General features: G+C 55.4%; 29 protein-coding genes and 2 pseudogenes. 26 read left to right on the top strand and 5 right to left on the bottom strand.

Features of this window, described 5'->3' with window-relative positions; translation table 11 throughout:
• The 11 genes and pseudogenes from ACEZHJ_RS02350 to ACEZHJ_RS02400 form a co-directional block, all read left to right on the top strand.
• Positions 1 to 206: hypothetical protein (locus tag ACEZHJ_RS02350; protein WP_375036203.1), on the top strand; the 206-nt coding region annotated here is incomplete at its 5' end.
• A gap of 32 nt (positions 207 to 238) precedes the next feature.
• Positions 239 to 2,521, top strand: coding sequence for an AAA family ATPase (locus tag ACEZHJ_RS02355; RefSeq protein WP_163138939.1), 2,283 nt, complete (start codon positions 239 to 241; stop codon positions 2,519 to 2,521).
• Positions 2,522 to 2,723: 202 nt separating this feature from the next.
• Entirely contained in the window at positions 2,724 to 3,455 is a 732-nt protein-coding gene (locus ACEZHJ_RS02360) for a DUF6615 family protein (RefSeq protein ID WP_163138940.1), read from the top strand.
• A 93-nt stretch (positions 3,456 to 3,548) separates the two neighbouring features.
• Entirely contained in the window at positions 3,549 to 4,274 is a 726-nt protein-coding gene (locus ACEZHJ_RS02365; RefSeq protein WP_163138941.1) for an abortive infection system antitoxin AbiGi family protein, read from the top strand.
• A gap of 68 nt (positions 4,275 to 4,342) precedes the next feature.
• Positions 4,343 to 4,960: a hypothetical protein gene (locus ACEZHJ_RS02370; RefSeq protein WP_163138942.1), complete on the top strand. Its 618-nt coding sequence runs from the start codon at positions 4,343 to 4,345 to the stop codon at positions 4,958 to 4,960.
• A gap of 101 nt (positions 4,961 to 5,061) precedes the next feature.
• Positions 5,062 to 5,475: a GFA family protein gene (locus ACEZHJ_RS02375; RefSeq protein ID WP_163138943.1), complete on the top strand. Its 414-nt coding sequence runs from the start codon at positions 5,062 to 5,064 to the stop codon at positions 5,473 to 5,475.
• Positions 5,476 to 5,578: 103 nt separating this feature from the next.
• Positions 5,579 to 6,016 (top strand): annotated as a pseudogene (locus ACEZHJ_RS02380) (transposase); the annotation flags it as partial.
• A gap of 100 nt (positions 6,017 to 6,116) precedes the next feature.
• Positions 6,117 to 6,560, top strand: coding sequence for an SRPBCC domain-containing protein (locus ACEZHJ_RS02385; protein WP_163138945.1), 444 nt, complete (start codon positions 6,117 to 6,119; stop codon positions 6,558 to 6,560).
• Positions 6,561 to 6,657: 97 nt separating this feature from the next.
• Positions 6,658 to 7,047 carry a VOC family protein gene (locus ACEZHJ_RS02390; protein WP_163138946.1) on the top strand — a complete coding sequence of 130 codons (390 nt, stop codon included), beginning with the start codon at positions 6,658 to 6,660 and terminating at the stop codon, positions 7,045 to 7,047.
• A 112-nt stretch (positions 7,048 to 7,159) separates the two neighbouring features.
• The gene (locus ACEZHJ_RS02395) at positions 7,160 to 7,441 is read left to right on the top strand and encodes a hypothetical protein (RefSeq protein WP_163138947.1); all 282 of its coding nucleotides are present in this window, start codon (positions 7,160 to 7,162) and stop codon (positions 7,439 to 7,441) included.
• A gap of 115 nt (positions 7,442 to 7,556) precedes the next feature.
• The gene (locus tag ACEZHJ_RS02400; RefSeq protein WP_163138948.1) at positions 7,557 to 7,967 is read left to right on the top strand and encodes an iron chaperone; all 411 of its coding nucleotides are present in this window, start codon (positions 7,557 to 7,559) and stop codon (positions 7,965 to 7,967) included.
• A 100-nt stretch (positions 7,968 to 8,067) separates the two neighbouring features.
• On the opposite strand, the gene ACEZHJ_RS02405 is transcribed toward ACEZHJ_RS02400, so the two are convergent.
• A complete protein-coding gene (locus ACEZHJ_RS02405; protein WP_163138949.1) occupies positions 8,068 to 8,754 on the bottom strand; it encodes a helix-turn-helix transcriptional regulator in 687 nt (228 codons plus the stop codon).
• Between the two features lie 167 nt (positions 8,755 to 8,921).
• On the opposite strand from ACEZHJ_RS02405, the gene ACEZHJ_RS02410 reads away from it, so the two are divergent.
• On the top strand, positions 8,922 to 9,287 hold the full coding sequence (locus ACEZHJ_RS02410) for an antibiotic biosynthesis monooxygenase (protein ID WP_163138950.1): 366 nt from the start codon (positions 8,922 to 8,924) through the stop codon (positions 9,285 to 9,287).
• 51 nt (positions 9,288 to 9,338) lie between these two features.
• On the opposite strand, the gene ACEZHJ_RS02415 is transcribed toward ACEZHJ_RS02410, so the two are convergent.
• On the bottom strand, positions 9,339 to 10,259 hold the full coding sequence (locus ACEZHJ_RS02415; protein ID WP_163138951.1) for a LysR substrate-binding domain-containing protein: 921 nt from the start codon (positions 10,257 to 10,259) through the stop codon (positions 9,339 to 9,341).
• Positions 10,260 to 10,424: 165 nt separating this feature from the next.
• On the opposite strand from ACEZHJ_RS02415, the gene ACEZHJ_RS02420 reads away from it, so the two are divergent.
• Both ACEZHJ_RS02420 and ACEZHJ_RS02425 read left to right on the top strand, forming a co-directional pair.
• Complete coding sequence (locus ACEZHJ_RS02420) at positions 10,425 to 10,742, top strand: antibiotic biosynthesis monooxygenase (protein WP_163138952.1); 318 nt, start codon at positions 10,425 to 10,427, stop codon at positions 10,740 to 10,742.
• Positions 10,743 to 10,786: 44 nt separating this feature from the next.
• Complete coding sequence (locus ACEZHJ_RS02425; protein ID WP_163138953.1) at positions 10,787 to 11,329, top strand: NADPH-dependent FMN reductase; 543 nt, start codon at positions 10,787 to 10,789, stop codon at positions 11,327 to 11,329.
• A gap of 129 nt (positions 11,330 to 11,458) precedes the next feature.
• Here the strand turns inward: ACEZHJ_RS02425 and ACEZHJ_RS02430 are convergent, their stop codons facing one another.
• The gene (locus ACEZHJ_RS02430) at positions 11,459 to 11,653 is read right to left on the bottom strand and encodes a hypothetical protein (RefSeq protein WP_163138954.1); all 195 of its coding nucleotides are present in this window, start codon (positions 11,651 to 11,653) and stop codon (positions 11,459 to 11,461) included.
• Positions 11,654 to 11,662: 9 nt separating this feature from the next.
• A complete protein-coding gene (locus tag ACEZHJ_RS02435; RefSeq protein ID WP_163138955.1) occupies positions 11,663 to 12,670 on the bottom strand; it encodes an NAD(P)-dependent oxidoreductase in 1,008 nt (335 codons plus the stop codon).
• A 111-nt stretch (positions 12,671 to 12,781) separates the two neighbouring features.
• Here ACEZHJ_RS02435 and ACEZHJ_RS02440 point away from each other — a divergent pair, with 111 nt between their 5' ends.
• On the top strand, positions 12,782 to 13,390 hold the full coding sequence (locus ACEZHJ_RS02440) for a TetR/AcrR family transcriptional regulator (RefSeq protein ID WP_205599726.1): 609 nt from the start codon (positions 12,782 to 12,784) through the stop codon (positions 13,388 to 13,390).
• 362 nt (positions 13,391 to 13,752) lie between these two features.
• Here ACEZHJ_RS02440 and ilvD read toward each other — a convergent pair whose 3' ends face one another.
• Entirely contained in the window at positions 13,753 to 15,603 is a 1,851-nt protein-coding gene (ilvD, locus tag ACEZHJ_RS02445) for a dihydroxy-acid dehydratase (RefSeq protein WP_163138956.1), read from the bottom strand.
• A 100-nt stretch (positions 15,604 to 15,703) separates the two neighbouring features.
• On the opposite strand from ilvD, the gene ACEZHJ_RS02450 reads away from it, so the two are divergent.
• From ACEZHJ_RS02450 to ACEZHJ_RS02500, 11 genes and pseudogenes are all read left to right on the top strand, one after another.
• On the top strand, positions 15,704 to 16,618 hold the full coding sequence (locus tag ACEZHJ_RS02450) for a LysR family transcriptional regulator (RefSeq protein WP_163138957.1): 915 nt from the start codon (positions 15,704 to 15,706) through the stop codon (positions 16,616 to 16,618).
• A gap of 264 nt (positions 16,619 to 16,882) precedes the next feature.
• Entirely contained in the window at positions 16,883 to 17,134 is a 252-nt protein-coding gene (locus ACEZHJ_RS02455) for a hypothetical protein (protein WP_163138958.1), read from the top strand.
• Between the two features lie 655 nt (positions 17,135 to 17,789).
• The gene (locus tag ACEZHJ_RS02460; RefSeq protein ID WP_163138959.1) at positions 17,790 to 18,524 is read left to right on the top strand and encodes a hypothetical protein; all 735 of its coding nucleotides are present in this window, start codon (positions 17,790 to 17,792) and stop codon (positions 18,522 to 18,524) included.
• A 76-nt stretch (positions 18,525 to 18,600) separates the two neighbouring features.
• The gene (locus ACEZHJ_RS02465) at positions 18,601 to 19,014 is read left to right on the top strand and encodes a hypothetical protein (protein WP_240466089.1); all 414 of its coding nucleotides are present in this window, start codon (positions 18,601 to 18,603) and stop codon (positions 19,012 to 19,014) included.
• Between the two features lie 118 nt (positions 19,015 to 19,132).
• Positions 19,133 to 19,906 carry an RES family NAD+ phosphorylase gene (locus ACEZHJ_RS02470; protein WP_163138960.1) on the top strand — a complete coding sequence of 258 codons (774 nt, stop codon included), beginning with the start codon at positions 19,133 to 19,135 and terminating at the stop codon, positions 19,904 to 19,906.
• A 104-nt stretch (positions 19,907 to 20,010) separates the two neighbouring features.
• Positions 20,011 to 20,895 (top strand): hypothetical protein, encoded by an 885-nt coding sequence (locus ACEZHJ_RS02475; protein WP_163138961.1) that lies wholly within the window; start codon positions 20,011 to 20,013, stop codon positions 20,893 to 20,895.
• A 90-nt stretch (positions 20,896 to 20,985) separates the two neighbouring features.
• Positions 20,986 to 21,717: a hypothetical protein gene (locus tag ACEZHJ_RS02480; protein WP_163138962.1), complete on the top strand. Its 732-nt coding sequence runs from the start codon at positions 20,986 to 20,988 to the stop codon at positions 21,715 to 21,717.
• 238 nt (positions 21,718 to 21,955) lie between these two features.
• Positions 21,956 to 22,837 carry a DUF1837 domain-containing protein gene (locus tag ACEZHJ_RS02485; RefSeq protein WP_163138963.1) on the top strand — a complete coding sequence of 294 codons (882 nt, stop codon included), beginning with the start codon at positions 21,956 to 21,958 and terminating at the stop codon, positions 22,835 to 22,837.
• Positions 22,838 to 22,850: 13 nt separating this feature from the next.
• Complete coding sequence (locus ACEZHJ_RS02490) at positions 22,851 to 25,082, top strand: DEAD/DEAH box helicase (protein ID WP_163138964.1); 2,232 nt, start codon at positions 22,851 to 22,853, stop codon at positions 25,080 to 25,082.
• 200 nt (positions 25,083 to 25,282) lie between these two features.
• Positions 25,283 to 25,426 (top strand): annotated as a pseudogene (locus ACEZHJ_RS02495) (IS481 family transposase); the annotation flags it as partial.
• 101 nt (positions 25,427 to 25,527) lie between these two features.
• On the top strand, positions 25,528 to 25,992 hold the full coding sequence (locus tag ACEZHJ_RS02500) for a pyridoxamine 5'-phosphate oxidase family protein (protein WP_163138965.1): 465 nt from the start codon (positions 25,528 to 25,530) through the stop codon (positions 25,990 to 25,992).
• Positions 25,993 to 26,258: the final 266 nt, after the last annotated feature.

Raw genomic sequence — 26,258 nt, forward strand, 5'->3', positions numbered from 1 at the left:
ACATCCTGGATCTGGATGTCCGGTTGCAGCGCCAGCTCAACGGCTTCAACCTTGAACATGTCGTCGTAGCGGCGGTATTTCATGGATCACCTCATCAATTGCAGAAACGAAGAGGTGTCCAATTCAGCCGGGCAAGGTCACTGGCGCGCTTCCCTCGGCGCCTCAAGCTGGCCGTTATGTGCCTGTTGGGTGATGGTGCGAACTGAATGACTAGTGATTGGGGAGGCGCGGCTAAGTAATGCTTGAAAGAATCCACCGGGTTAAGGGAATTGGCCTACTTCATGATGCGGATGGCCGACAGCATTCCCTAAAGAAGGCAACTCTTTTTTACGCTGATAACGGAGTAGGCAAATCAACTCTTGCATCCATCTTTCGATCTTGCGCTTCAAATGATCCAGATTTGATACGTCGCCGAAGAACGATAGATGGCAACTGCCAGCCCGATGTTCTTCTTCAATTCTCGAATGGGCAGCAGTCCTCGTTCGCAAACGCCAGTTGGAACAACCCACGTCCAGAACTTCTGGTATTCGATGCAGACTTTGTGGAGAAGAACGTATACGCCGGAGGTCAGGTAAGTACAGATCAGCGGAAAAACCTTCTTCAATTTGCGCTAGGAACTAGTGCGGTGAACGCTCAACGTGAGTATGACCAGGCGGACAATGATGCGTTAGCAGCATCGCAGTTGGTAAGAGATCTCACGTCTCAGCTAAGCGGCTTTCACCAAGGATTGTCCCTTCAGCAGTTTCGGGAACTAGCGGAAGTGCCGGATGCCGATAACCAGATCGCAGAATTAAACGAACGGATTGTCGAAGCACAAAACATAGGCTTAATTCAGGCGAAGGCATTGCCTAATAAACTTGACGAGCCTGCTTTTGACGTTACTGAAATCTTTCGCATCTTTGGAAGCTCCCTGTCCGATATTGACCTGGCCGCTGAACAGCGCGTCAAACAACATTTAGACGCTCACGCGAAGCCGAATCTCGAAAGATGGATCAGTGATGGCCATGCATATGGAGAGACAGAAAGTTGCCCATATTGCGATCAGCCGCTCCAAGGGGTTGAGCTCATACAAGCCTATCGCAGCTATTTCAATGAGGACTATAACGAACTGAAGGCATCTGTAGCTGATCTGCCACGACTTATATCTAGTTCTGCACCTGAAGCAATTGTTGATAGATTGCAGGCAAGTTTTTCTACGGCTAGTGCGACTATCGACGGTTGGCAAGAGCATGTTGAAATACCCCCTCCGGAATTTGATCGCGAGGCCGCCAAGGAAAATCTGACTGCAATAAGAGAGCGTCTCGATGCTCTAAGGCTCACTAAAGAGGAAAATCTGCTTGAATCCGTAGGTTCCGATGACGCGAAGAATGAACTGATTAGTATCTGGGGTGAACTCGTTGGAATAGTAAGGTATTGTAACGACGGTATAGACAATGCGGTTAACCTGATCACGGCCTACAAGGCGAGCTTGGCCGCAGTGAATCTGGATGGCCTGCGCCAGGCCATTGCCAATTTGGAAATGGCGAAGACTCGACATCGGCAGGATGTCCTCGATCTGTTCTCCCAACTTGATGCAGCGATAGCGCGGGAAGCCGACACAAAGGCCGAGAAGCAGAATAAAAAGGACGCGTTGAATGCGATCATGCAGACGACGCTAGAGCGCTACAAAGATAGGATAAATCAGCTGCTCAGTGCTTTCGGTGCGCAATTCTCAATTCCTAACATAGATTTTAATTATAGGGGTGGATTAAGGAGCAGTTACAACCTCCACATGCGAGGGTCCAATATTGAATTGGCCGGAGGCATACCAGACTTCAAAACGTCATTAAGCGAAAGCGATAAACGGACGTTGGCGTTTGCGTTTTTCATCGCGTCTGTCGAGTCCGATACTGATTTGGCGAATAAAGTCATTGTCATTGACGATCCTATGTGCAGCCTTGACCTCAATCGCAAACAGCAGACGCGTTTGATATTGAAGCGAGTTCACGAGAACTGCAAGCAACTAATCGTGCTGATGCACGATATTCATTTCATGCGGAGCCTGAGAGATGAAATTTTGCGAACTAGCCCGCCGCAAGACGTCGCGTGTGTGAAGTTAAGAACTGTCGCAAACCGTTATAGCAATTTTGATGCGATAGACCTTGATAAGGAGTGTGAAAGCGCGTACTTCAAATGTCATAGGGTATTAGGTGAGTATTTGAATGGGGCGGCACAGAGCAGCATGGAGGTGGCTAGATCAATCAGGCCCATGCTTGAAGGGTACCTGCATCGGAGATTTCCGGGGTTGATAAATAGCGGCTTGCTTTTCGGGCAGGTCATCGATGCAATTAACGACGCCCCGCAAGACAGTCCACTTGTTTACGCTCAGAACATCATTGATGAGTTGACTGAAATTAATAGTTATGCCGGCCAGTTTCATCACGACACTAATCCTTCTGCCGATCAAGTACAGATCATAGATGGTGAATTACGACAGTTTGTTGAGCGAGCTATCGATGTTGTTCACTCAGGAAGGGCCTAATTGTTCGGGGTGTGGCGTACAGGCACATAACAAATCGTTGCGGCGGATGTTTGACCCGCCATCCATTTTTTGCTGCCGCAAAAACGGGCGTCGCCTCAAACGCCGCTGAACCCATGCGTTAAAACCTCTAAGGGAAGTAATGAGCCAATATCAGACAAGCTTCGACCTTCTCCGAAGACTCGCAAAGGATACGTTCTACCGAATGCAGCACGGTCACGAGCTAGACTGTGTTCAGTCTGAAGAGACGCTAACCGATATAAATTTGCTTGAAATAAAAAGGGAAAGCCTATACTTCTTTCGTGTGGACAAACCTACTAAGCACGAGGAAAGAGAAAAAGGCTTCGACTGGGAGTTTTGGATTGGCTGCAACGCAAAAGGCTGGTACCGCTACGCAGTTCAAGCAAAGAGAATGTACTTGAATTCCGGAAAGTATGATCGCCTCAGACATAAACATAAGGGTGCTACTAAATTCCAGATTGAGATTTTAGAGGACTTCTCAAAATCAACTGGGGCAATCCCGTTGTATTGTTTCTATAACGCTATTGATCAGAACCAGCTTAATGGCCGCTGGCATTGTACATACAATCCAGAGCTAGAACAGATGGGGTGTACTATTGTTCCTCTTCGGATAGTGAAGGAGGCCCACAAGCGGAGGCAAGATAAATCGTTTGAGGCGCTGCATAACGATTCGTCCGCAAAACCGTGGCAATGCCTCTTATGCCCAGGCATTTTAGACTCTCGATTGGCCAAATACCCGAATGGTTTTTTGCCTGAGGATAAAGGCTATAAAAAGTTCGAATCACTACCCGATCATTTGGCGTATTTTCAAGAGACCGGAAATATTGCCAACCTCCCAGACGATCTTTATAAATCGGAGTTTGGCGGCTATCCAAAAAGAATTATGGTCATCGACACTGGAGGCCAAGAGTTTTAACAATAGGCTGCAAGGCGACCGATTTTCCGCCGCTTTGCGGCTCCAAACCGGCGCGTGAGCCGGGCGTTAGGCGCAAAAAAAGGACATCGAGCATTGACCACCCAATATGCGTCCGACGAGTTGTTCCATTTCGTAGGGCACTCATCGCCCCAAGATGACGAAGAGAATTACAGGAGGCTTGGCCTAGTCCTGCGGAGTGGCTGCATCTCGCACCCGCCACACGATGGCAGTTGGGGCCAAACCGGATATACAGCAACCTGGGACAATCGATTAGAAACCGAAGAACTAATTGTCCCCACTGTCACTTGCTATGCGGACATACCGTTCGACGCCCTATCCACGCATGTCAGCAAATATGGTAAGTTCGGTTTAGCTCTCCCTCGTTGGCTCCTCATAAAGTATGGTGCGCGCCCAGTCATGTACATACCCATGCGGTCTGATGATTGGCAGTCGATCAACGGATTGACCCTTCTGCGCGATATCGAAGCTATCGTTAAGGGGTTCAATGTCCAGGTCTATGGCAAACAAGGCCCGTCACCAGTTAGTCGGAGCTTAGGTCAAGCCCCAACGACCCCTGAATCTGCAATATCTGTGGTCCACAGCATGCTTCTCAAGGACTTTCTGGCGTTCATCAAGCCTTTTAACTCAGAGCTACCACACAACCATCCTGATAATTTTTATATGGAACAAGAGTGGCGTAAGTATGGGAATATGAAGTTTGAGCCAGCACAGGTATCAAGGTTAGTGGTGGCGCAAGGCTACAAGGATCGAGCTATTTCTGACTATCCGACGTACAAAGGCCGCATAAATGAAATCTAGCACGCCTAACCAGCGGCCCAAGCCGACGCCGTGCGGGCGCGGCTTACCTTGAACGTTATGCATAGAAAATGAACGCTCAACAGCTTTTAAATTTTATCGATACGGATGACCTCACGTACGAAGCCACATCGTTGATGGCGTGGGAGGTCGGGGCAGTCGACAATATTGATGATGTTGCCCGGTATATGTGGCGTGGCGGCCCAGTACCGCCACAGGCATCAGCCAACCGACCACGACGTTTTCTTCTGTCCGAAGAAGATCACCGACCGGAAAAGAAATACTGGGATCTGGTTAAGCGCGAAATGTTCGAGTTCCTCTGCGAGCGGAGCGAGAAGTATGAGTTCCTTTGGGAGCGAATCGGGGAATTGGAAAAGAAAAGTTCGCACGTTCTTGTTGTGGTCATCTCGGGATACATCGGCGAGAAGTCGGGCGTAGAAGCTAGAGGGGAAAACCGGGGGGAAAACCGGGGACAAGGGGGGAAAACCGGGGACAGACCACGGTTTTGCGCAGTTGAGGGAGGTCGTGGAAGTGGTAGGCTAAACGTCGTCAGGCAAGGAAGCCAGGGAGGGAACAGTGCCAAGGAGAGCGCGCGCGACGAAGATTACTCAGGGTTTCTACGTGGAAATCGTGGTCTGTCCCGGGTTTTCGTCCGGGTTTTCTCGGGTTTTCTCGGGTTTTCCGATTGATGGTTGGCGTTAGGCGACGAATACACAAGAACCGCGTCGAGAAAATCGCTGCATGAGAGGTACCGATCGTGGAAATAAGCTCACCACACAAGGGCGGATGCATGTGCGGGGCGATCCGATACGAAGCAAAGGGCGAACCCAAGATCGTCGTAAATTGCCATTGCTCCAGTTGTCGACGGCACACGGGTGCACCGGTAGTTACATTGGTGATCTTCGTCGAGGAACAGATCAAGTTCACGAAGGGTGAAAGGAAGTTTTACGAATCCTCACCCGGCGTTCGACGTGCCTTTTGTGCCGACTGCGGCACATCGCTAACGTGGGAGGCCCGTTCGAAGCGCTTCCCGGACACGAATATCATCGACCTGCACATCAGCACGTTCGACCGACCCGAAGCCTTCAACCCGACACAGCACGATTTCTACGAAGAACGGATCCCGTGGTTTGATGTCGTTGATACACTGCCCCGATTCGTCGGCGACCGAGAGTTGCCACTCTGTCACGGCCCCGAGGCGTAACTCCATGGTAGAGGACAGAGTCGAGTGGGTGAGTCGTGCCGTGCGGCGGTATGCGTCGATCTTGGATTGTCAGACCTGACCCCCGGGCGGCCCCGCCCAACGCGGCTGGTTGTTTCTCGCGGTCGTGATGGACCAATACACCCGGCAGGTTCTTGGCTGGGCGACCTCGCAGCGGTGCACCGCAGCGCTGACCCGTGCGGCACTCTCCAACGCCCTGCAGCGCCACGGCCCGCGCCGTGGGGCGCTTTTCTACTCCGATCAGGGCATCGAATACGCGGCCAACAGCTTCAAGGTGCTGTTGGCCCGCCATCACCTGACACAGAGCATGAGCCGCCGGGCGTACTGCTACGACAACGTCGATGTCGAGTCGTTTTTCGGCACGCTGAAGGCCGAGTCCGACGTCACCGAGCGCCGCCCGCAACAATCCGTGTCCACGCTGATCAGCCACGTCGACGACTACCTTCGGTTCTACAGCAGGCGTCGGCTACACTCGGCGTTGGGGTTTCAATCGCCGGCCGTATTCCGGAGACTAGCTGCATGAACGTGTCCAATTCACCCGGGCAGGTCACCGTGCGCTTTCACACGCGCCTCAATCCTCGGCGTTATACGTCACGAATCCCGCTCAACCTGGAGTTCCATGCATGACTGACGACAGAACACTACGCACCTCCAGAACGCTGCTTTTTTCCGCAGAAGAAATTTATGGGGCATTTTCGTCGCCGAAATTGCTGGCTGCGTGGTGGGGGCCTGAGGGCTTTTCGAATACCTTCGAGATTCATGATTTCATAGAAGGTGGGCGCTGGAAGTTCGTAATGCATGCCCCAGACGGAACTAACTATCAGAACGAGAGCACGTTCGAAGCACTTGAACCCAATTCGAAAATAGTTATTCACCATGACTGCCCACCAAGATTCCGGCTCACAATTGAGCTCACTGCTGAAGATCATGGAACGCGCGTAACCTGGAACCAGGTGTTTGAAGATGCTGAAACTGCTCAGGTCGTCAAAGAAAGAGCAGGCCCAGCAAATGAGCAAAATCTTGATCGGCTCACGCGCGTGCTTGAGCAAACAAGAAGTGGCATATAACCAGAGGTTCAAGCCGACCGGTGCTCCGCTGCGCTTCCCCCGGCGGCTTAGCCCGGGCATTGGACGCCCAGATCCCATTAAACCAAGCAGGTAAACCATGAATAAGGATATCGCCGTTACAAGGCTGCTTCCTAATATCTGCACTCACAAGATGGAAGAGACCCGGGAGTTCTATAGAGAGCTACTCGGTTTTGTCGTTGGCTTTGAGCACGAGGGCTGGTATATCCAGATGGCATCGCCGGAAAAACCGGAGCTGCAAATCGGTATCATGCGGCTCGACCATGAGTTTACGCCACAGCCTTTCCAGCGCCCTGCACAGGGCGTGATCATATCCGTGCAGGTAGAAGATATTGAGAGTACATACGCTGCGGTGAAGGCTCGTGGCTTCGAGCTGGCGCAAGATATATGCGTTGAGGAATTCGGAATGAAGCGATTCATGGTCGCGGATCCGAACGGGCTGCTTATCAATATGTTTTCGTTTTCATGAGTGCGCGCTCAACAGGGCACTGAACCGGACCGCCATTCCGCCGGCGGCCCATAGCCGCTGGTAATCCCCGCGTTACGTATAAGGGCGCGGCCTTATGTATAGGTGAACCGAAATGGAACTGGTGCTGGCTGAAATCGTGGATGATAGCTGCTCTGTCGATAAAAAAACTTGCTGGTTGAAGTGCGAAACATATTCCGGGGGAATGGTGGCCTTCTGGGGAGAACTGGATGGGGCTAATAGGAATATCGTTTCCTTAAGGGGTCAGACCCTTCCTGTCGTGGTAGAGCTGTCAGACCCCGAGGCTTGTTGCCCGACGGAGAGGGAGCGTTCATGCTATGGAATCTCGCTCAGCATACCGTCTGATGTGGCGATCACCGTGAATGCAGAATGCTAATTACATAAGTCGAACGCACGCACGGATCATCATCGTCGCCGGCGCGCCGGGCGTGGAGTCGTTCGGGCGGGGACGCTCACGGTGACACGATACATCACGGAACACGAGGTCCATCGTGGCAGCCAGAAAATCCGCGAAGTCGAAGCCCATCGTTCCCGGCGGGGTCGAGGACTATATTGAACAGTGCCCGGAAGAGGCGCGCCCGCGGCTTCGGGAAATCCGGGATGCCATCCATGACGCGGCCCCCGGTGCTGTCGAGACCGTCAGCTATTTCCGGATGCCGGGCTATTGCTATGAAGGGTACGACTATAACGGCATGTTCGCCTGGTTCAGTTTCCGGAAGCGTTGCGTGCGTCTGCATGTCCGCCCCCCGGTGCTGACGGATCACGAGCAGGACGTGGCGGGGTTCTCCGTGACGAAGGCGATCATCAGTTTCCCGCTGGACCGTGCCATCCCGAAGGAACTGGTGGTTAAGCTCGTCGGGGCCAGCATCGCGGTGATGACGGGCAAACAGCAGGGCGCGTGACAGATGCCTTCAACCGTTCGCGAGGCTACCGCCCGCGAACGCCTGCCTCGTACGGCACATACCGCGGCTTGGGACTGGGATCCCGATTTGCCCCGGAAGATCAGGTGGCCCGGGTGAACATCGCCCAGAGCGATTCCTCGTCCTCTTGAGTCAATGTGACGGTACGGGAATCGGGCGTCCTTGCCGCCCAGCCCAAGGCCTGCAGTCTTCCGAGGAGCGCCGCGCCCAGCGCTCCGGCCAGGTGGTGCCGGCGCTCGCTCCAGTCCAGGCAGGGACGGCAGAAGATTCGTTTACGCGAATCCAGGGCATCGGTATCGACCCCCAGGCAACCGAACCAACGCCGACCACGGTCGGTCAGCCAAATGCCGCCGTTGTCGTTTCGCAGCACGTCGTGCCGAAGCATTGCTTCATACAGCTCGACGCTCACCTCACCGGCAAGGTGGTCGTAGCAGATGCGCGCCCGGCGAAGCCCCGGGTCGCGCGGGCCGGTCACCGGTCGCTTGCCGCCCGAACGGAAGGCCACACCCATGATCGACTCGATCAGCTCCGCGACATCGGACCCGGCTATACGGAAATAGCGATGCCGCCCCTGGCGATCGACCACCACGAGCCCTTCCTCGAGCAGCTTTCCGAGATGGAAGCTCGCGGTCTGCCTGGTCACGCCGGAGAGATGCGCAAGCTCGGTCGCCGTCATCGCGCGATCGGACATCAACGCCGTCAGGATCTCCGCGCGCGCGTTATCCCCGATCAGCGCGGCCACCCGGACGATATTGGGCCCTTCACTCATGGTTCGATCCGGATCGAAACAATCCCCGCATGGCCCCGTGCTACCGTTTCCTCGCGTTGTTGCCGAAACCCGCCCGGGCCCATTCGCGAGCGCCGCCCGGGACGGGTTCGGGGTGTTTTACCGGGCGCGAGTGAACCGCCGTCGCCCGCCCCAGCATGGAGAGTTCGATGATAGCAGTGATATTCGAGGCACTACCGCACGCGGAACGTTACCAGGATTATCTCGATGCGGCGGCCTTGCTGCGACCGCAACTCGAGGACGTTGATGGCTTCCTGTCCATTGAGCGGTTCGAGAGTCTGTCACAGCCGGGCCGGGTCCTCTCCCTGTCGTTCTGGCGCGACGAGGCGGCGGTGACGGAGTGGAGGAATACGCAGGCGCATCGCGGTATCCAGGAAGCGGGCCGGGAGACGATCTTCGCCGACTATCGCCTCCGGGTCGCCGAGGTGGTCCGGGACTACGGCATGCACGACCGGCGCGAAGCCCCATCGGACTCACGTGAGGCACACGCCGAAACACCCGGGGAGCATGCTTGATCGCAGTCATGCGCCTCGCCGCGACACGGAGGTCCTGACGGCGTGCGGACATCAGTCCGGCCGGACGCCCAGGGTGTCGGCGACCTCGGGCAAGCGTTCGCCCAGGAAGTCGATGAAATGACGCACGGCCGGGTCCAGGCCGCGCCGATACGGATAGACGGCGTGGATGCGCCCGGCCGGCATTGAGCGGTCGGCGAGCACCTGCACTAGCCGGCCATCCATGAGCTCCGGCCAACAGATGTAGCGGGGCAGGGCGGCAAAACCCACCCCCTTCACCGCGAGCTCCCGCAGTATCCGCAGGTCGTCGGTCACCACGCGGGGCGTGACATGCACCGGCGACATGCGCCCGTCGCGATCCTCGAACGGAAAGGAACAGCGCCCATCCGTGCGCTCCATGCCTACGGTCGGCATCTGCGACAGGTCGTCCGGCCGGCAGGGCTCGCCTTCGCGATCAAGGAGCGACGGGCTGGCGACGACCACCGGCGCGCTCAGCGCGAACTCGCGCATCACCAGCGAGGAGTCCTCGAGTCGATGACGCACGCGCAGGGCCACGTCCACGCCCTCACCCACGACGTCGACGGGCCGCCCGGTGGCGTCGATCTGCAGTGAAACGTGGGGATGGCGTTCGAGAAATTCCGGGATCACCGGCGCCAGGAGAACCTGCGCAATGGTGATCGGACAGGTCACCCGGACTCGCCCGCTGGGCTCCTCGTGCACTTCGCGGACCACCCCTTGCGCAGCCCCCGCTGCGCTTACCAGGTCGCGACAACGCTCGTGGTATGCGCGCCCCGTGTCAGTCAGGGTGAGTTGTCGGGTCGAGCGGCGCAGGAGTCGAATCCCAAGCGTGTCTTCCAGGCGCGCGATTCGACGGCTGAGGGTCGACTTCGGCATGCCGAGGGCGCGCGCCGCAGCGGTAAAACTGCCGGTCTCGGCGACCGCGGCGAAGAAGTAGAGGTCGTTGAGATCTGGCATCCTCGTCCATTCCATTTATGGAACAGTGTTTTCCGTTTTTCCTGTCTAGTCCCGTTTACGGAACGTTCGTTACCGTACCACGCCACATCGACGCACGGGCGAAGCGAAGACATGCCGTATCTGTGCCCCCCGTGCATGCAAACCCGCGCAACCGGAGAGACACGCATGGCCGTCACGCTGATCGCGGTTTTCGAGGTGCCCTGGGAAGTCGTCGACCGTTTCCTCGCCGAATGGAACGAGGACAAGGATTTCATGATCCGTCAGCCGGGATTCATCGACGGCACCCTGTACCGCAGCGCACAGACCGACGCGCATTTCCGATTTGTCAACGTGGCCCGATGGGAACGTGAGGACGACTGGCGCGACGCCCTGCGCGCCGGTTACGAGGAACGGCGGGAACGGGGCATCGACCGGATGGCGGACTGGCAGGCGCGGGGCATCACGGTGACGGCGACCGTCTATGACCCTGCGCTGCAGTACTGACGACGTCGTTCCCGTGTTCACACGAAACACACCGGAGTGGTCTCATGCATATACAGATCATCGTGGGCAGCATCCGTCGGGGTCGGAACGCTCTGGCGATCGCGGAGTGGGCACAGGCCGTTGCGGCGGAGCATCAGGAGATCACGACCGAGATCGTGGATCTGCGGGAGTGGAAGCTGCCGATGTATGACCTCCCGAAACCACCGATCATCGGTGACTACGAGGATCCATTGCAGCGGCGCTGGGCCGATCAGATCGCTCGCGGCGACGGGTTCGTCTTCGTGAGCCCCGAGTACAACCATGGTTACACGGCCGTACTCAAGAACGCGCTGGATTACCTGTACGCGGAGTGGGTAGACAAGCCCGCCGGGTTCATCGCCTATGGGGTGAACGGCGGCGAACGCGCCATCGAACAGCTTCGGCTCGTTCTCCTCGAGTTGCGCATGTCACCGTTGCGCGATGCGGTGCACATTCCCGATCTTTTCGATCTCCTGGAAGACGGCCGGTTCAAGGGCGCAGAACACCATACCCGGCAGATGCACCGGGTGTTCGACGGCCTCGTGAAGTGGGGGGTTCGGAGGCCATGACCTCATTTCCCGCCGGTGACAGGGGGTCGAGGGTCGGGGAAGTTCGGCGCACGGTATGCCGGTCTCTCCGTCTGGCGCCCGTGATTTCCGGTTCGCCTGAAGCCTGCCCCGCTGGCTTCGGTAACCCCATCACCCCTGCTGCCGCCCGATCCCGGCCAGCCGGTCACGCAGCATCGCGTCGCGGCGGCGGGGCATGCGTTCGTCCAGCATCTCGCGGCCGACGGGGAAGTGCTCGACTACTTCAACAGCCAGTCGATGCTCTCGGTCCCCTCGCCGGCGGAGCAGGCCACGCCCCGGCGGGCAGTGGCCGTTGTCGTCATCCATCCCTGGCCACTACTGCGCGTCGAGCGCCACTATCTGCCCGCCGGCCTGTCGGAAGCGTTCGAAGTAGCCTGCCGGGTCGAGCAACTGCTGCGGAAAGTAGAGCCCGGCCGGTGTGGGCGGTTTGCCGTCGAGCCCGAGGAGGCGTTCGAGAACCAGGGCGACGCCCAGCCCCGTCAGCGGCATCTGTCCGTCGGGATGGATCACCGCGTGGCGGGAGCGCAGTGGTTGTCCGGCGTGGCTCTCTCCGGCAAGTTCGATGAGGATTTCGGTGGACATCGGCTCGCCGCGGCGGCGGCTGGAGCTCACGCCAATGGCCAGGTTGAACTCGACGTTCGGCGCGTCGGTGGCGGTGGCGAGGCCAAAGACGTCATTGGGCGAGAGGGCCGTGGCGCCCATCGCCGTGCCGTCGGCGGCGCGGAAGGTGGTCTGGAGGTCGTCGCCGCGGCGCCAGACCCAGGCGCCCTGTCGCCGAACCTGCACGGCGGGAATGGCCTGCGTCTGGCGCTCCAGATCGTCGAAGGAGGCCGGGCCGCCTTCGTCCTGCTCATCCAGCAGGGCGCCGATGCGAATGGTGTCGACATGACGGAACGCCTCGGAGAACCCGAGCGCGGGGGTCATCGTCGCACCGACCAGCCACTCGGTACCCAGAACCACCGGTGCGGCGTCCGGGCGATGCATGTAGGCCGCGACCTCGGGCCCGGTTTCGTACATGGCGGGGGAGATGCTGATGTAAGGTACGCCATGCCGCTGGGCGAAACGGAGTGCGGCGGTGGTCGTATCCGTGAAGAAGATCGCGACGGCGCTGACGGGCCGCCCGCCGAGCCCGAGATCATCGGCGGTGATATCGACCGTCGCGCCTTCGGCATTACCGATATCGGCGGCCGTGCGTTGCGCCTTGGCGAGGTTGCGCCCGCCGATCAGCAAGGGGGTGTCCGGGTGGGTGTCGCGCAGCAAACGCGCCGTGTGGCGGCCGACGATGCCGGCACCGCCAATGAGCAGTATGGGGGCGACTGACATGAGGGATCTCCGGGTTGAGTGACAGAAACCTACTTATAGTAGGTTGTCGGGAACATTAACCTACTAATGGTAGGTTTTCAACGTATCCGAGCACATGGGACAGGGCGGGCCGTGAATCGCAAGACGCAACAGGCAAAGGCGCGAACGGGCAGCCGGCGGCTTTCCGCGCCGGAACGGCGGCGTCAGCTGCTGGATACGGCGCAGCTCATCGTGCGCGAAGAGGGGGCCGACCGGCTCACGCTGGGCCACCTGGCTGCGCGTGCCGGGGTCTCCAAGCCGGTCGCCTACGATCATTTCGGCACGCGCTCGACGCTGTTGATCGAGCTGTACAGGTTGATTGACCACCGGCAGTCGGACGCGCTTCGCGAGACGCTGACGACCGAGGAGCGAGGCTTCGAGGAGACGGCGTCGCTGCTCGCGGCGGCCCATGTGCATTGCCATGCCGACACCAGCGGCGAGTGGCATGCCATCGGGGCCGCGCTGACGGGGAGCGACGAGAAAGAGGCGGTCTACCAGGAGCTGCTCGACAACTACGTCCAGCTTTTCGCGGCTGCGCTGAAGCCATACTGCGAACTGACCGACGCGGAGCTCGAGCGGCGCTGTATCGCCTTGATCGGCGCGGGGGATGCGATCTCGGCCGCGATGGTGCGCGGCAACTGCAGCGAGGCCGAAGCGGCGGCGACGCTTGCCTCGCTGATACGGGGTGGGGTGGGGCGATGACCTGAGGCCCGGTCGAGCGCCTCATCCCCTGCGCCGCAAGCGCCCACCCGATACGCCCGGGGCCGTTCACCGGCACGCCGGGGGTGACTCTAACATTCCAACACCTGACGGTGAGAAGGCTGGCCCGCCAGGGTGCAGCACGGTACCGGGAGGCTTCCGTACGTCCGGCCACGGGGGTGTGTGGGATCGCCGATCACTTCGGCGTGCACAACAGACGGTGAGTGGTGCCGTGCGACGGTAGGCGGCGATGTTGGATTGTTAGACTTGACCCCGGGCGTGTGGCCCCGGGCGTGACCCCGGGTGGCCTGGGGCGGCCCGTGTGAGACGGGCGGCCGCCACGCGGCCACCCGTATTCCGGACCGTTACGATTCCACCTGCGCCACGTCGCGAACGGCGCCGCGCGAGGCGTTGGTGGCCAGCGCTGCGTATGCGCGTAGCGCGGGCGAGACGTTGCGGAAGCGGTTCCCCGGTTTCCAGGCCTCGCTGCCTCTGGCCTCCATGGCGGCACGGCGGGAGGCCAGCGTCTGGTCGTCCACATCCAGCCGGATGACGCGGTTGGGGATATCGATCATGATCGCGTCGCCGTCCTCGATGAGCGCGATGAGACCGCCCTCGGCCGCTTCCGGCGAGACATGGCCGATGGAGAGACCGGAGCTGCCGCCGGAGAATCGCCCATCCGTGACCAGCGCGCAGTCCTTGCCCAGTCCCCTGGATTTGAGATAGCTGGTGGGGTAGAGCATTTCCTGCATCCCGGGGCCGCCCTTGGGGCCTTCGTACCGCACAATGACCACGTCACCCGCCGAGACCTCGTTGCCCAGGATGCCGGCCACGGCCGCTTCCTGGCTCTCAAACACCCGGGCGCGGCCGTCGAACACCAGAATGGACTCATCCACGCCGGCCGTTTTGACGATGCAGCCCTCCGGCGCCAGGTTGCCGAACAGCACGGCGAGCCCGCCGTCCTCACTGAACGGATGAGTGGCCGCGCGGATCACGCCGCGTTCGCGGTCCGTGTCGAGTGCTTCCCAGCGCGCCGATTGGCTGAACGCCGTCTGGGTCGGGACGCCGCCGGGTGCGGCACGGTAGAACGTCCGCACGGTCTCGTCGGCCGTGCCTACGACGTCCCAGCGCGCCAGGGCGTCGGCAAGGGTCGGTGCGTGCACTGTGGGCAGACCGGTGTCGACCAGCCCCGCCCGGGCCAGCTCGCCCAGGATGGCCATGATGCCGCCGGCCCGGTGAACGTCTTCCATGTGCACGTCGGCCTTGGCCGGCGCGACCTTGCACAGGCAGGGCACGTGGCGCGACAGCCGGTCGATGTCGGCGATGGAGAATGCCACCTCCGCCTCCCGCGCCGCCGCCAGCAGATGCAGCACGGTGTTGGTCGAGCCGCCCATGGCGATGTCGAGGCTCATCGCGTTCTCGAAGGCGCCGCGGGTGGCGATGCCCCGCGGCAGCACGGAGCCGTCGTCCTGTTCGTACCAGCGCCGGGCCAGATCGACGATCACCTGCCCCGCCTGCCGGAACAGCCCCTCGCGGTCGCCGTGGGTGGCCAGCATCGACCCGTTGCCGGGCAGCGCCAGACCCAGCGCTTCCGTGAGGCAGTTCATGGAGTTGGCGGTGAACATGCCCGAGCACGACCCGCAGGTGGGGCAGGCGGAGCGTTCCACGGTGGCCACGTCCTCGTCGGTGTAGCTGTCGTCCGCGGCGACCACCATGGCGTCGACCAGGTCGAAGGCGCGGCTGCCGCCCTTGACGACCGCCTTGCCCGCTTCCATCGGCCCGCCCGAGACGAACACCGTCGGGACGTTGAGCCGCATGGCCGCCATGAGCATGCCGGGGGTGATCTTGTCGCAGTTGGAGATGCAGACCAGCGCATCGGCGCAGTGGGCGTTGACCATGTACTCGATGCTGTCGGCGATCAGCTCCCGCGAAGGCAGCGAGTACAGCATGCCGCCGTGGCCCATGGCGATGCCGTCGTCGACCGCGATGGTGTTGAACTCCCTGGCCACGCCGCCGGCCGCCTCGATCTCGCCGGCGACCAGCTGACCCATATCCTTCAGATGCACGTGCCCCGGCACGAACTGAGTGAAGCTGTTGGCAACGGCCACGATGGGCTTGCCGAAGTCGCCGTCCCGCATGCCGGTGGCACGCCACAGGGCACGGGCACCGGCCATGTTGCGGCCGTGCGTGCTGGTTCGGGACCGATAGGCGGGCATGGGTCGTCCTCCAGGTTGTCGTCAGGCCGTAGCGTATTTTCCCTGGAAAGGTTTTTGAAATATATTAATTAGTCACGAATAATTCACTGCAGATATTTGTATGGATGTACGTCGGCTCAGGCAATTTGTGGCGGTGGCCGAGACGCTGCATTTCGGCAAGGCCGCCGAGCGCCTGCACATGACGCAGCCACCGCTGAGCCAGTCGATCATGGCGCTGGAGCACGAGCTGGGCACGGCGCTGTTCGTGCGGACCAAACGCAGCGTCACGCTGACCCCGTTCGCCGCGCAATGGCTCGAGCCCGTGCGCGCGGCCCTGGCGGCGGTTGACGCCCTGCCGGAGACCGCCCGTGGCATTCGTCGCGGCGAAACCGGCCGGCTGGACCTGTCGTTCGTGAGCACGGCCGACTACAGCCTCCTGCCCAATCTGGTGAGGGAGTTCCGGGCGCTGTACCCGAACGTGGTTCTTGCGCTAACCGAGGCCACCAGCGACGTGCAGATCGCCGCCCTGCTGCGCGGAGAAAGCCATGCCGGCATCCTCATTCCGCCGGCCCATGGGGCGTTGCCCGACCCGCTCACCTACCGCCGGCTGATCTCCGAACCGCTCATCGCCGCGGTGCCCGAACAGTGGCTCGACAGCGGGCGCCTGACGCTCACCGACGGCCGACTCTCTCCGGCAGCCGTGACGGCGTCACCGCTCATCGTCTTCCCCCGCCATGTCGCCCCCGCCTTCTATGAACTGGTCACGAACTATTACGGGGACTGCGGCGGCCATGCGGAGATCGCGCAGCACGCGATCCAGATGCAGACCATCATCAGTCTGGTATCGGCCGGCCTGGGCATTGCCCTGGTGCCCGAATCGCTGCGGCACCTCGCCCGTACCGGCACCCGCTACGTGCCCCTGCAGAGCGCGCCACCGATCCTGGAGACAGGCATCGTCTGGCGGCGCGACGACGTGAGTGCGACGTTGGCCAACCTGCTGGAGGTGCTCAATATCGCGGACCCGGGATACCAATAGGTCGTCGCTGAATCAGAAATAGGGTCGATGTCCGGGGTAGGTGCTGACATTCCAACACCGGACGGTGAGAAGGCGGGTCCGCCAGGGTAAAACTGGTACCAGGAGGCTTTCGCACGTCCGGCTACAGGGATGCGTGGAATCGCCGATCACCTCGGTGTGCGCCACGTGCGGTGAGCCGTGCCGAGCGACGGTACGAGTCGGTTCCGGATTGTCAGACCCGATCCGGCTGGCCCCCTGTATGACCCCTGACGTTCGGAGGAATGTATGAGCGGAAAGGATCTCGGAGGGAGCATATTCCTGGCCGGCCTCACGGTGGTCCTTATCGGGTCGGTAGCGTATGGATTGCTCACGGGGGAAATCCCCACACTTGGTGGGACGGGGCGCTATGAAGCGGACATTTTGTGGCAGTCGCGCGAAGACGAGCCCCAGTTATTCTGGTTTGCGGTTAGTTACCATCTCGTCATTGCGATCGTCGCCGCGGTGCTCGGAGTGCGGATAGCAGGGGATGAGGAGTAGGGTGGACCGCCCCGCGTCGGTTAGGCCGATATCCACGCGATGCCGGAATAGAACAATGCCGACGCTCGCACGGTCTTTGAACGCACCGGCGCCACCGGTCGATGTTGGATCGTTAGCCCTGACTCCGGTGGGTCGCGGACCACGGGAAACACCGCCGCGTTGAGCGCCTGATTCTGCGTCGCCGCGGCTATACTTCCAGCGGCCGCCAGATCGGAGAGAAATGCCACGACTTCCGTCGCCCATATCTTGCGGGCGGCGCCTGTCATGGTACAGGATGACCCGAAGGATCAAGCCCCAGGCACGTCTCTTCACGTAAGAATGCTGTAGTGGCGCACCCGGATCGCGGCACGGACACGATCGAGAAAAGGAGAGCTCTTCCGTGACATTCCATCGCACCTCCATCGGCTGCCGTATATATGTACAGCACCTCGCTGACCCGTGACGCGCAAGCGTGCGTCGCGGCAAGTGTCCGCCTATCACGCCTTCCACGTGTCGCATGCGGTGGTTTGCGGATGCCGGAACGCCGGGCCAGCGCCGCTTCGCAGCCATCCCGCACAGACAGCAACGGGGCTTGGCTCACGCGCATTATGCGGACGTCGTCCGTGTTATAACGCGGACGACGTCCGTCTATTAGCTGGTTACACGGTAAGGAATAATGGCGCCCAGTATTAAGCAGAAACTCGCCATAGACCAAGAGTTGTTGAATGCAGTTCGACTGATTCATGCTGGATTAGGCCAGTTGCAAAAGCTCGATGGTGCAAATGATTTTTATCATCTCCCCCTCCTGACTCTGGCCAGTGGTTTTGAAAGACTCATGAAAGTCATGCTCTGTCTTCGAATACTGGAACAAACAGGTGAGTTTCCAAACCCAGAGGGTCTTCCTTCTGGTCGCAAGGGTCATAACCTTGAATTATTACTTAAAAAAATTCGCGAAGAATGCTTTTTGGACCATTATGTGGAGCAAATACCAGTTGCGAAAGAAGATTTGGAATACCTAGAATCTGAAGAATTATCGTCGTTCCTGTCAATACTGAGTAGGTTTGGACAGGCCGCGCGTTACCATCATCTCGATGTCGTACTCGGAAAGCAGCCCACAACAGATGCTCCCAACAGGGAATGGGAGAGCCTTGAAACCGATATTTTGCTTAAGCGCCCCGACTTGATCAAAGAGATGGAAGATTTCCCAGCTTCAGAGAGACCGCAACAGGAAATTGCTATTGAAGTAGTTGCACGTTTAGAGCGTTTTGCAAGGGCTCTTGCCCGCTTGTTTACAATAGGAGGTATTGGTAAAGAGGCTCAGCGCTATATAGGTTATATTGGCAAGTTCTTATATCTCCGAGATGAATCTCTTGGAAAGAACGAATACAGTCCTGTTGGCACAATCATGTAACCATGCCTTTCACTTGGACGGGAACTCCGCTCCGCTGCGTTCCCGCCAGTGAAGGCAACGTTAGGCGAGATAAAGAATGGTGACAGATTTAGAAATATTTAACGCACATCAGGAAGATGTCCGTCGTCGGGCAGATTCTTTAGTAAGAGCAATTTTTATTCTTGCTGGCGGTGCCCTTACCTTGTCAATCACCATATTTACTAATGAAAAAGCCCCCGAGTTAAATCCAGACCTGTTGTGCTCACTCAAAATGTCTTGGTGGGCGCTCTTCCTCTCAATTGTATTTTTAGTGTTGGCACTTACAACCATCATTGCCCGCGATTACGCATTTGGTGAGAGATGGCGTAAGCAGTTAAATGGGGAAAACGTCGATGCCCCGGGAAGCCCAACCTTTGTCGAGGTGGTTGTTTGGGTTTTGTCAATCCTTGGGTTGCTAGGATTTGTTTCGGGCCTGCTAGGCCAGGCATATGTTGCTAGCAATGTGCTGTAATCGCCTAACAAGACAATTTTACACGGACGGCAAAAAGCGCCGCTCGTTCCTCGCTAAACGTTTTGCCTCCAGTGAATTGCGGCATTGGGTATTGTGAACGAATGCAGTGGTGACAAAAATGCCAGAGTTTTCATCTTGGCAGAGCTACCGAATCTTTGCACAGAGCGTCAAGAGCAGGGCGAGGTACGTCTTTGAAGATCAAGTTGACGAGTTTCTCAAGACCGTCGTCGCAACAAGTGAAGGGCGCAAGCGGACGTTCCCAGCCGGCCGAGTCCTTTGGAGAGCACAGCATGGTCATGACTGGGTCGCGATCCAGCAAGATGAACACGAGTTCGAAGTACCTGGCCCATATTCCGCCGCACGAATGAAGCCGCTACCGCACTCCGCGCGTGAAGGCCGAGTCAATCCAAAGGGCATACCGTGTCTGTACTTGGCAACAGACAAGGAGACAGCCATGGCTGAGGTGCGGCCATGGATCGGGTCGTATATATCGGTAGGGCAGTTCAAGACGCTGAGGGATCTTGTTCTTGTCGACTGCTCCGTCGAGCACGGTCGTGGGTTTGTTTTCTTCCTTGACGAGCCGGAACCGGCTCAACGCGAGAAGGCTACATGGGGCGATATTGATCAAGCCTTTTCCGAACCGGTGACCTCAGGCGACTCCACCGCTGATTACGCGCCGACGCAGATACTTGCTGAGGCCTTCCGACGCCACGGATACGACGGCATCGCCTACAAAAGCGTTCTTGGCAGAGGTTTCAACGTCGCGCTATTCAATGTCAATGCCGCAGATCTCATCAACTGCTTTCTGTTCGAAGCTAAGAAAGTGTCGTTTGAGTTCAGCGAAACAGGGAATCCATACTTCGTGAAGAAGTACTACGAAAACAATGAGTGAAACGATGCCCAACACGGTGCTCCAGCCGACGTCAGGCCGCGGTGCGGCCTGACGTCGGCTGAGCTCAGGCGTTCGGCAGAAGGAGATTCACCGAGGAATTATCGATGACGGCGTCTAAGGATGACGGCCAGTATTCGGGCTCACATAAAATCAGTTTCACTGAGAAACGTTGGTACGAGCACGGCTGGGACTACTGTACTTGGCTGCCGCAGCAGCTCGGAACTTTTGCCAGTGTAGCGATTTCCCTATGGGCAGTCGCAGAGGTGTTAATGGTCGCGAGCGGCCGGAGGGTCTCGATCGACGAGCTGGCTGTGCCGATTTTGGTTGTCGCAATCATAGTAGTTCTTTATCGAGCATATTCGGCAAAACACGAGTACGTTCCGGCGCCACTGCACGGAGAAAGTAAGGCCGTCAAGGATATATTTCAGAAACAGAGGTGTGGCTGGAATGCAGCCCTTGCGAAGCAAATGCTGGAAGATCGACTCGAGGAAGCGGATGGCGCGCTGTCTCGGATTGATAAGGGCGCCGAGTACATTCCGCCACAGAAGCTGGAGTACGACGAATATTTAACTTGGCTTCAAACGCGTCCGGAAGTGGTACTCCGGATGGTTCACTCCGCAGCGCTCCTTTGTACGCAAGAAATCCCGGTCGCCATTGGTTCCGCGAAAGACGAAGAGGCTCTGCCAGAACTGAGGCGAGAAGTCGAGGCGTTAAGCTCCCTGTACACCTGCGCAAAAGATGCAGAGGTTGAGTGGCATGGAGTCCTGCCACCCGAGGACTTTGAGGGTGTACACGAAATGATGTATGGATGGACGCAGCCGATTAGGAAGGGAGTGCACCAGTTCCTCGGTGTGTTAGCAGAGCTAGAGAGCGTGGACAGGAAGGCACTAAAGAAAGGAATCGCATCCTTGCCCGCATTCAGCATCGTGTTCGAGTCACCGCCGAATATCGAAGAGTTCTCAAGACGCGTTCAAGCGTTTAGCGGATGATCAAGTGCAACAACGGCAGCACGCCGAAGCATGTCATGCAGCTGACGCTCGTACCTCGCGCGACTGATGGCCAACGTTAGGGCTTTCCACATGCTCTTGCGGATCGATTCTAATGAAGCTTGGCCGAAATCCATAATTGAGCGCATCGACGCTCATCAAGGCCTGCTGCGTTCAGCTAAGTACATGGAGAATCTGATCGAGTCGCAGCCGTTCCGCGCGATTGCTGAAGATCTTGAGGGGTTCATTCGTGAGAACAGAATTTTGGCTTACCACTGTACGAAGGAAGCCGAGACAGGCTTCTTCTTGCGCAATGGTTTGCGGATCCTCAACCGAACACAGCATCAGGCTGAATTCCTTAACCGGTACGGTTACTTATTTTCCCCAGCCGAACTTCAGCACATGCATCAAGAGTGGGAAACTTATTTCGCTGGGGCTCAGGACAACGGGCGTAATGGCTCCCTTTGGTTCTGCTTGGCTCCAAATCAAGTTGTCAGTGACGGCACGGAACGCCTCTTCCGGTGCTTCGGCGGTGAGGCGATTTACATGCCGCTGACGCATCATGCAGCGATAACCTCAAAGCTAGAAGCCATCGGCAGTCCGGTCGTTGTTGAAGTGTCAATTGATCCCAATCAGTTGCACACATTCTGTGAGCTGACCTTTGCGCTTAAAGCGCTGAGTATCCTCCACCGAAAAAGGAATTCCGATGCTTATTTCCATTCGCAAGAAGGGTATTTGACCTGCAATGTTTCCCCACATGAAATCGTTCGTGTCATACCCAAGGAGGCATTCTTCAGTGCACACGCCGAGTGGTGGTCTTCATGAGAGGCAGAAAACCGGGGACAGGAAAACCGGGGGCAGACCACGGTTTTGCGCAGTTGAGGGAGGTCGTGGAAGTGGTAGGCTATACGTCGTCAGGCAAGGAAGCTAGGGAGGGAACCATGCCAAGGAGAGCGCGCGCGACGAAGATTACTCACGGTTTCTGCGTGGAAATCGTGGTCTGTCCCCGGTTCTTGCATGAGGCGTTCTGTGCAAAAACATAGATAGGAGTAAACTATAAGAAATGGACTCATCTCTTAAGACAAGACTATGCAATCAAATCTTCAAAGTTGAAGTTGGCATCCAATCAGCAGGTGAAGAAGATGCTTCTTTTACACTTGATTATGAAGACGGAAGGTACCGGCAGAATGAACTGGTTGGTCTAATTAGAGATGCCGTTCCTTTTTTTGCACTTACAGAAGATGAGATTGAGACAATAGATAAATCCGAATGGAACAAAAACAGTTTTACACGAATATCAGATGCAAATAGAAATTCAAAAGGTGATTATGGCGAACTTTTATTGTATTTAATCTTAAGTGTTTTCTATGACGTCCCAAAGTTTGTTACAAAAGCTAGATTACGATCAACTACAAGAGAACAAATCAAAGGGTTTGATTGTGCGCACTTTTCCATTAGTGATTCAAACGTAACACTATGGCTTGGTGAAGCTAAGTTCCATCAAAGCATTAGCAGCGCTATAACTTCAGCTCTAAAATCACTCCAGGAGCATCTGAATGACTCAGAAAGGATAAAATCAGAGCTAAGGTTACTTGGGGGCGAAATAGAACTAAACAAGCAGCTTGAAAGAGAAAATTATGAGCTATTAAAAAGTTATGTTACTGGAGCAAGATCATTAGATAAAGTTGATATTGCAGTCCCCGTTTTGTGCACATACGATAGCAAGTGCATAAGGGATTTTTCTGGGAAAATAGATAGTGATATTGAGTCAGATGATTTCAAAGATAAAATAAGTGTTGAGTTGGAAGAAAACTTTAAAAATATTTACAGCAAGGACTGGCCGAAGAGGAAAAACATAAAAATTGTCTTTTTTGTTGTGCCTTTAGAATCGGTTTCCGATTTAAAGCGAAATATTGAGCTTGTTGAAAATGCCATGAAATTTTGATTGGAGTTAGTATATGAGCCAGCAAATAGCTTATGGCATTGAAAAATTAAGAGATAAGAAAGAAGTCAGCACAGAGATTATTGAAAATTTACTTATTGACGTGTATCGATTGCTTGATTCAAAAGATGAACGCGATTATAGCCGATGTCTTTCTGCAATATGTCATGTAGCTAATTACAATTCTTCTGACAACATGGTGCAGCAGCTTTTGCATGATTGTATCGTCAAATCAAGAATCTTCTTGTATGATAATCTTTTGGAAAAGAACAATGAGGCCTACTTTCCAAATATTTCATTTCAAGATAATCTTCTTAGGAATTTTTACACCAGCCAAAAAACCAATACAACTTTAACAAGACCTCAAAAAGAAATATTTGACTCCTTTCAAAGAAATAAAAGGTTGGTAGTCAGTGCTCCAACATCTTTTGGGAAAACGCGAATTGTTAGAGAAATCATCCTGCATAACAATTACAAGAATATTGCGTTTATAATGCCCACAGTTTCTCTGCTCTCAGAACAATATCAAGAACTAAGAAGCAGTGTTGAAGGGTACACAATCTCAAAATCCTCAAAAGTTAAAGTCGATAAAGGTAAAAGCTATATCTTGGTTTTAACGCCAGAGAGAATATCAGCATTTTTTGAAGAAAATCCAAATTTTGAAATAGATTTTTTCGTCATGGACGAAATTTATAAAGTAGATTATAAGCTTGATGATGATCGGTTCAGGGTATTTTCAGACATTCTCTACCGATTAGCGAAAACCGATGCTGATTTTTATCTTGCAGGTCCATACATATCGGATTTCAGCAAAAACTTCAGAGAAAGGTTTAATGTAGAACTAAAAAAATATTCAACAGAAATAGTACAAAAAGATTACTACGCTTTAGATAACAAAAAGGATAAGGGGCTTCACTATGTAGAAAATGGATCTATTAGAATTATTGGGGATAAGTTTAAAAACCTACTCAGATTAGTGTCGGAAGAGTCTATTGATGGTAAATTTTTAGTATATCGATATCAGAAACAATATGCAGAAGATACCGCGAAAAAGTTTTTAGATACATGGCCGGTAAAGCCTCATAACAAAGAGCTCGTTGATTATCTATCAAGTTCTGTATCGCCTACCTGGGATTTGATTTCTTGTATCAAGCGCGGAATAGCTTTTCATCATGGTGCAATGCCAAGGCACATTCAGGACTTGATTGTCGATGAATTCAATGATAACAGTGACAATGGGTTGAATTATCTTTTCTGTACTACTTCCCTAACTGAAGGTATTAATTCAGCTGCAAAAAATGTTGTCATTTATGACAAGAAAATTGGTACCGGTGACCTATTGAAAACATTAGATAGAAAAAACATAGAAGGTCGCGCTGGACGTTTTATGCAACACTTTATCGGACGTGTATTTCATCTTGAAACGCAAGAAGATGATGATAGAGAAACGTCTGTAGAAATTGAATACCTAGACAATGAAAATGCTTCACTAGAAACTTTAATTCAATTGGAAAGTGAAGATGTGCCAGATTCAAGACGAGAACTTTTAAAGTCTCATTCTGAGGATCTTGCTGAGCTAGGAATTGATCCATTAATCATAAAAGAAAATAGGTTTGTGAAAGTTGATGGACAAATTGAATTAATTAATCACCTAAGAGCGGGGGGAAATCTGGATAATTATTATTTTAAAGAGCAGCTACCATTAAAGCATTGCCTGGATAATATTTTATCATGTTGCTACGATTATCTTTTCACTGATCATGATAAAGGTAGAAATTTCGATACAGATATTGGAAAGTCAATTCTTATCGGTCTCACGAAGTACTATATTTATTACACGCCGTCGTTTAAAGAGCTTCTAAGTTCGGACACAGTACAAAAAGCAAGAGCGAACGACAACTCTCGAATTAGATATGTGTTTGATTTAATGTCCAAGTACTTTGAGTTTTCATGGCCTAAGTATCTTAAAACTTTTTCTAAGGTCTATAATTTTGTGGCAGCAGAAAAAAACCAACCATTAATAGCCCTTGATATGGTTATAGCTAAGCTAGAGTATGGAACTACTGAAAATCATGAAATTATTTTAAGAGATTCTGGTCTCCCTAATGAAATTGTAAAAAAAATATCACACTACTTTAAAGGATGTGAGACCTATGAAGATATATATAGTGTCAGTCGGTCAAAAAATAATGAAATAAAAGATTCTATTCACCCTATAGAAAGTAAAATATTAGGTAAGTACATATAGGCACAGGGAAACCGGGGACAGACCACGGTTTTGCGCAGTTGAGGGAGATCGTGTCCCCTTCCCGTAGATTACCTCCATGGATTAGTAGAACTTCCGGCATGATGGCGGTCTCGACCTGGAGGTCATCATGCGCAAGAGCCGGTGCAGCGAACACGAGATCGTCAGCGCCCTGAAGCGCGGAAGAGGGCGTGGCGCTCAAGCGCTATTGCCATCTGTACAATCACCACATCCCGCAGAGAGCGCTGCATCACCGAACACCGATTCAAGCGCTCAACGGCTGGCAGCAAAGCCATCTGCATCTGTTCGTCCGGGAAGAGCGCAATCATCCGGGATGTGACACATAGCCAGTATCTGTTGGCGGGAGCACCTGTGCTCTGTTCCGGTGCGCAGCAAAGCGAAAACGTTGGGCTGGAGTTGGTCCGGTGGCGTTGAAAGGGGGTTGTCGATGTTTTCAGATGAAGTGAAGTCGTACGTGGAGCGTAGCGTCCTATGCTGGCTGGCTACTGTGGACGCTGAGGGCTGGCCGAATGTTTCCCCTAAGGAAATATTCACAGCGTATGACGACGAGCGCCTTATCATTGCGAATGTCGCCTCGCCCGGTAGCGTCCGCAATTTACTACGCGTGGAACGCGCATGCGTGAGCTTCATAGACGTTTTCGTGCAGAAAGGTTTCAAGGTGCGTGGGCGCGCGCAGCTAGTGTGGGCGTCAGATCCGCGGTATCGCGAGCTGCTGACGCCGCTGGAAGATATGGCTGGAGGTAAATTCTCGATCAACGGCATAATTGAGGTATGGGCCGATGAGGTCGAGGCAATTCTTGCCCCAAGTTACCGGTTCTATCCGGAGACTACGGAAGGCGAGCAAGTGGAAGGGGCGATGGTGGCGTATGGGGTGAGGCCTGCTCAGCGATAAAGGCGTTCGGGAGTGGGTCTAACGTTCCAGCGTTTGGCAGTGAGACGGCAGGGCCGTGGCCAGCGGCGGTTCTCACGGCCCAATGGCCACTGTCGCGCGTTGCGAAGGGCGCCCGGTAGTTGACTCGGGGCAGTGATTCGACGGCCGTTTTCGGCGGCCCGCAGCAGCCCACCTACCGGGGATTGCGGGTTTGTTTGTCGTGCGGGGTTGTAGTGTGGGGGGGTAAACAGGTTTTATGGCGTTGGTGCTGTTTGTGTTTTAGCGTC

Source organism: Arhodomonas sp. KWT2 (assembly GCF_041949875.1).
GTDB classification, from domain to species: domain Bacteria; phylum Pseudomonadota; class Gammaproteobacteria; order Nitrococcales; family Nitrococcaceae; genus Arhodomonas; species Arhodomonas aquaeolei.

Coding starts and splice junctions, on each gene's coding strand:
- ACEZHJ_RS02355 (WP_163138939.1), top strand. CDS start 239: ATGCTTGAAAGAATCCACCGGGTTAAGGGAATTGGCCTACTTCATGAT.
- ACEZHJ_RS02360 (WP_163138940.1), top strand. CDS start 2,724: ATGCAGCACGGTCACGAGCTAGACTGTGTTCAGTCTGAAGAGACGCTA.
- ACEZHJ_RS02370 (WP_163138942.1), top strand. CDS start 4,343: ATGAACGCTCAACAGCTTTTAAATTTTATCGATACGGATGACCTCACG.
- ACEZHJ_RS02375 (WP_163138943.1), top strand. CDS start 5,062: ATGTGCGGGGCGATCCGATACGAAGCAAAGGGCGAACCCAAGATCGTC.
- ACEZHJ_RS02385 (WP_163138945.1), top strand. CDS start 6,117: ATGACTGACGACAGAACACTACGCACCTCCAGAACGCTGCTTTTTTCC.
- ACEZHJ_RS02390 (WP_163138946.1), top strand. CDS start 6,658: ATGAATAAGGATATCGCCGTTACAAGGCTGCTTCCTAATATCTGCACT.
- ACEZHJ_RS02395 (WP_163138947.1), top strand. CDS start 7,160: ATGGAACTGGTGCTGGCTGAAATCGTGGATGATAGCTGCTCTGTCGAT.
- ACEZHJ_RS02405 (WP_163138949.1), bottom strand. CDS start 8,754: ATGAGTGAAGGGCCCAATATCGTCCGGGTGGCCGCGCTGATCGGGGAT.
- ACEZHJ_RS02410 (WP_163138950.1), top strand. CDS start 8,922: ATGATAGCAGTGATATTCGAGGCACTACCGCACGCGGAACGTTACCAG.
- ACEZHJ_RS02415 (WP_163138951.1), bottom strand. CDS start 10,259: ATGCCAGATCTCAACGACCTCTACTTCTTCGCCGCGGTCGCCGAGACC.
- ACEZHJ_RS02420 (WP_163138952.1), top strand. CDS start 10,425: ATGGCCGTCACGCTGATCGCGGTTTTCGAGGTGCCCTGGGAAGTCGTC.
- ACEZHJ_RS02425 (WP_163138953.1), top strand. CDS start 10,787: ATGCATATACAGATCATCGTGGGCAGCATCCGTCGGGGTCGGAACGCT.
- ACEZHJ_RS02430 (WP_163138954.1), bottom strand. CDS start 11,653: ATGGATGACGACAACGGCCACTGCCCGCCGGGGCGTGGCCTGCTCCGC.
- ACEZHJ_RS02435 (WP_163138955.1), bottom strand. CDS start 12,670: ATGTCAGTCGCCCCCATACTGCTCATTGGCGGTGCCGGCATCGTCGGC.
- ilvD (WP_163138956.1), bottom strand. CDS start 15,603: ATGCCCGCCTATCGGTCCCGAACCAGCACGCACGGCCGCAACATGGCC.
- ACEZHJ_RS02450 (WP_163138957.1), top strand. CDS start 15,704: ATGGATGTACGTCGGCTCAGGCAATTTGTGGCGGTGGCCGAGACGCTG.
- ACEZHJ_RS02455 (WP_163138958.1), top strand. CDS start 16,883: ATGAGCGGAAAGGATCTCGGAGGGAGCATATTCCTGGCCGGCCTCACG.
- ACEZHJ_RS02460 (WP_163138959.1), top strand. CDS start 17,790: ATGGCGCCCAGTATTAAGCAGAAACTCGCCATAGACCAAGAGTTGTTG.
- ACEZHJ_RS02465 (WP_240466089.1), top strand. CDS start 18,601: ATGGTGACAGATTTAGAAATATTTAACGCACATCAGGAAGATGTCCGT.
- ACEZHJ_RS02470 (WP_163138960.1), top strand. CDS start 19,133: ATGCCAGAGTTTTCATCTTGGCAGAGCTACCGAATCTTTGCACAGAGC.
- ACEZHJ_RS02475 (WP_163138961.1), top strand. CDS start 20,011: ATGACGGCGTCTAAGGATGACGGCCAGTATTCGGGCTCACATAAAATC.
- ACEZHJ_RS02480 (WP_163138962.1), top strand. CDS start 20,986: ATGCTCTTGCGGATCGATTCTAATGAAGCTTGGCCGAAATCCATAATT.
- ACEZHJ_RS02485 (WP_163138963.1), top strand. CDS start 21,956: ATGGACTCATCTCTTAAGACAAGACTATGCAATCAAATCTTCAAAGTT.
- ACEZHJ_RS02490 (WP_163138964.1), top strand. CDS start 22,851: ATGAGCCAGCAAATAGCTTATGGCATTGAAAAATTAAGAGATAAGAAA.
- ACEZHJ_RS02500 (WP_163138965.1), top strand. CDS start 25,528: ATGTTTTCAGATGAAGTGAAGTCGTACGTGGAGCGTAGCGTCCTATGC.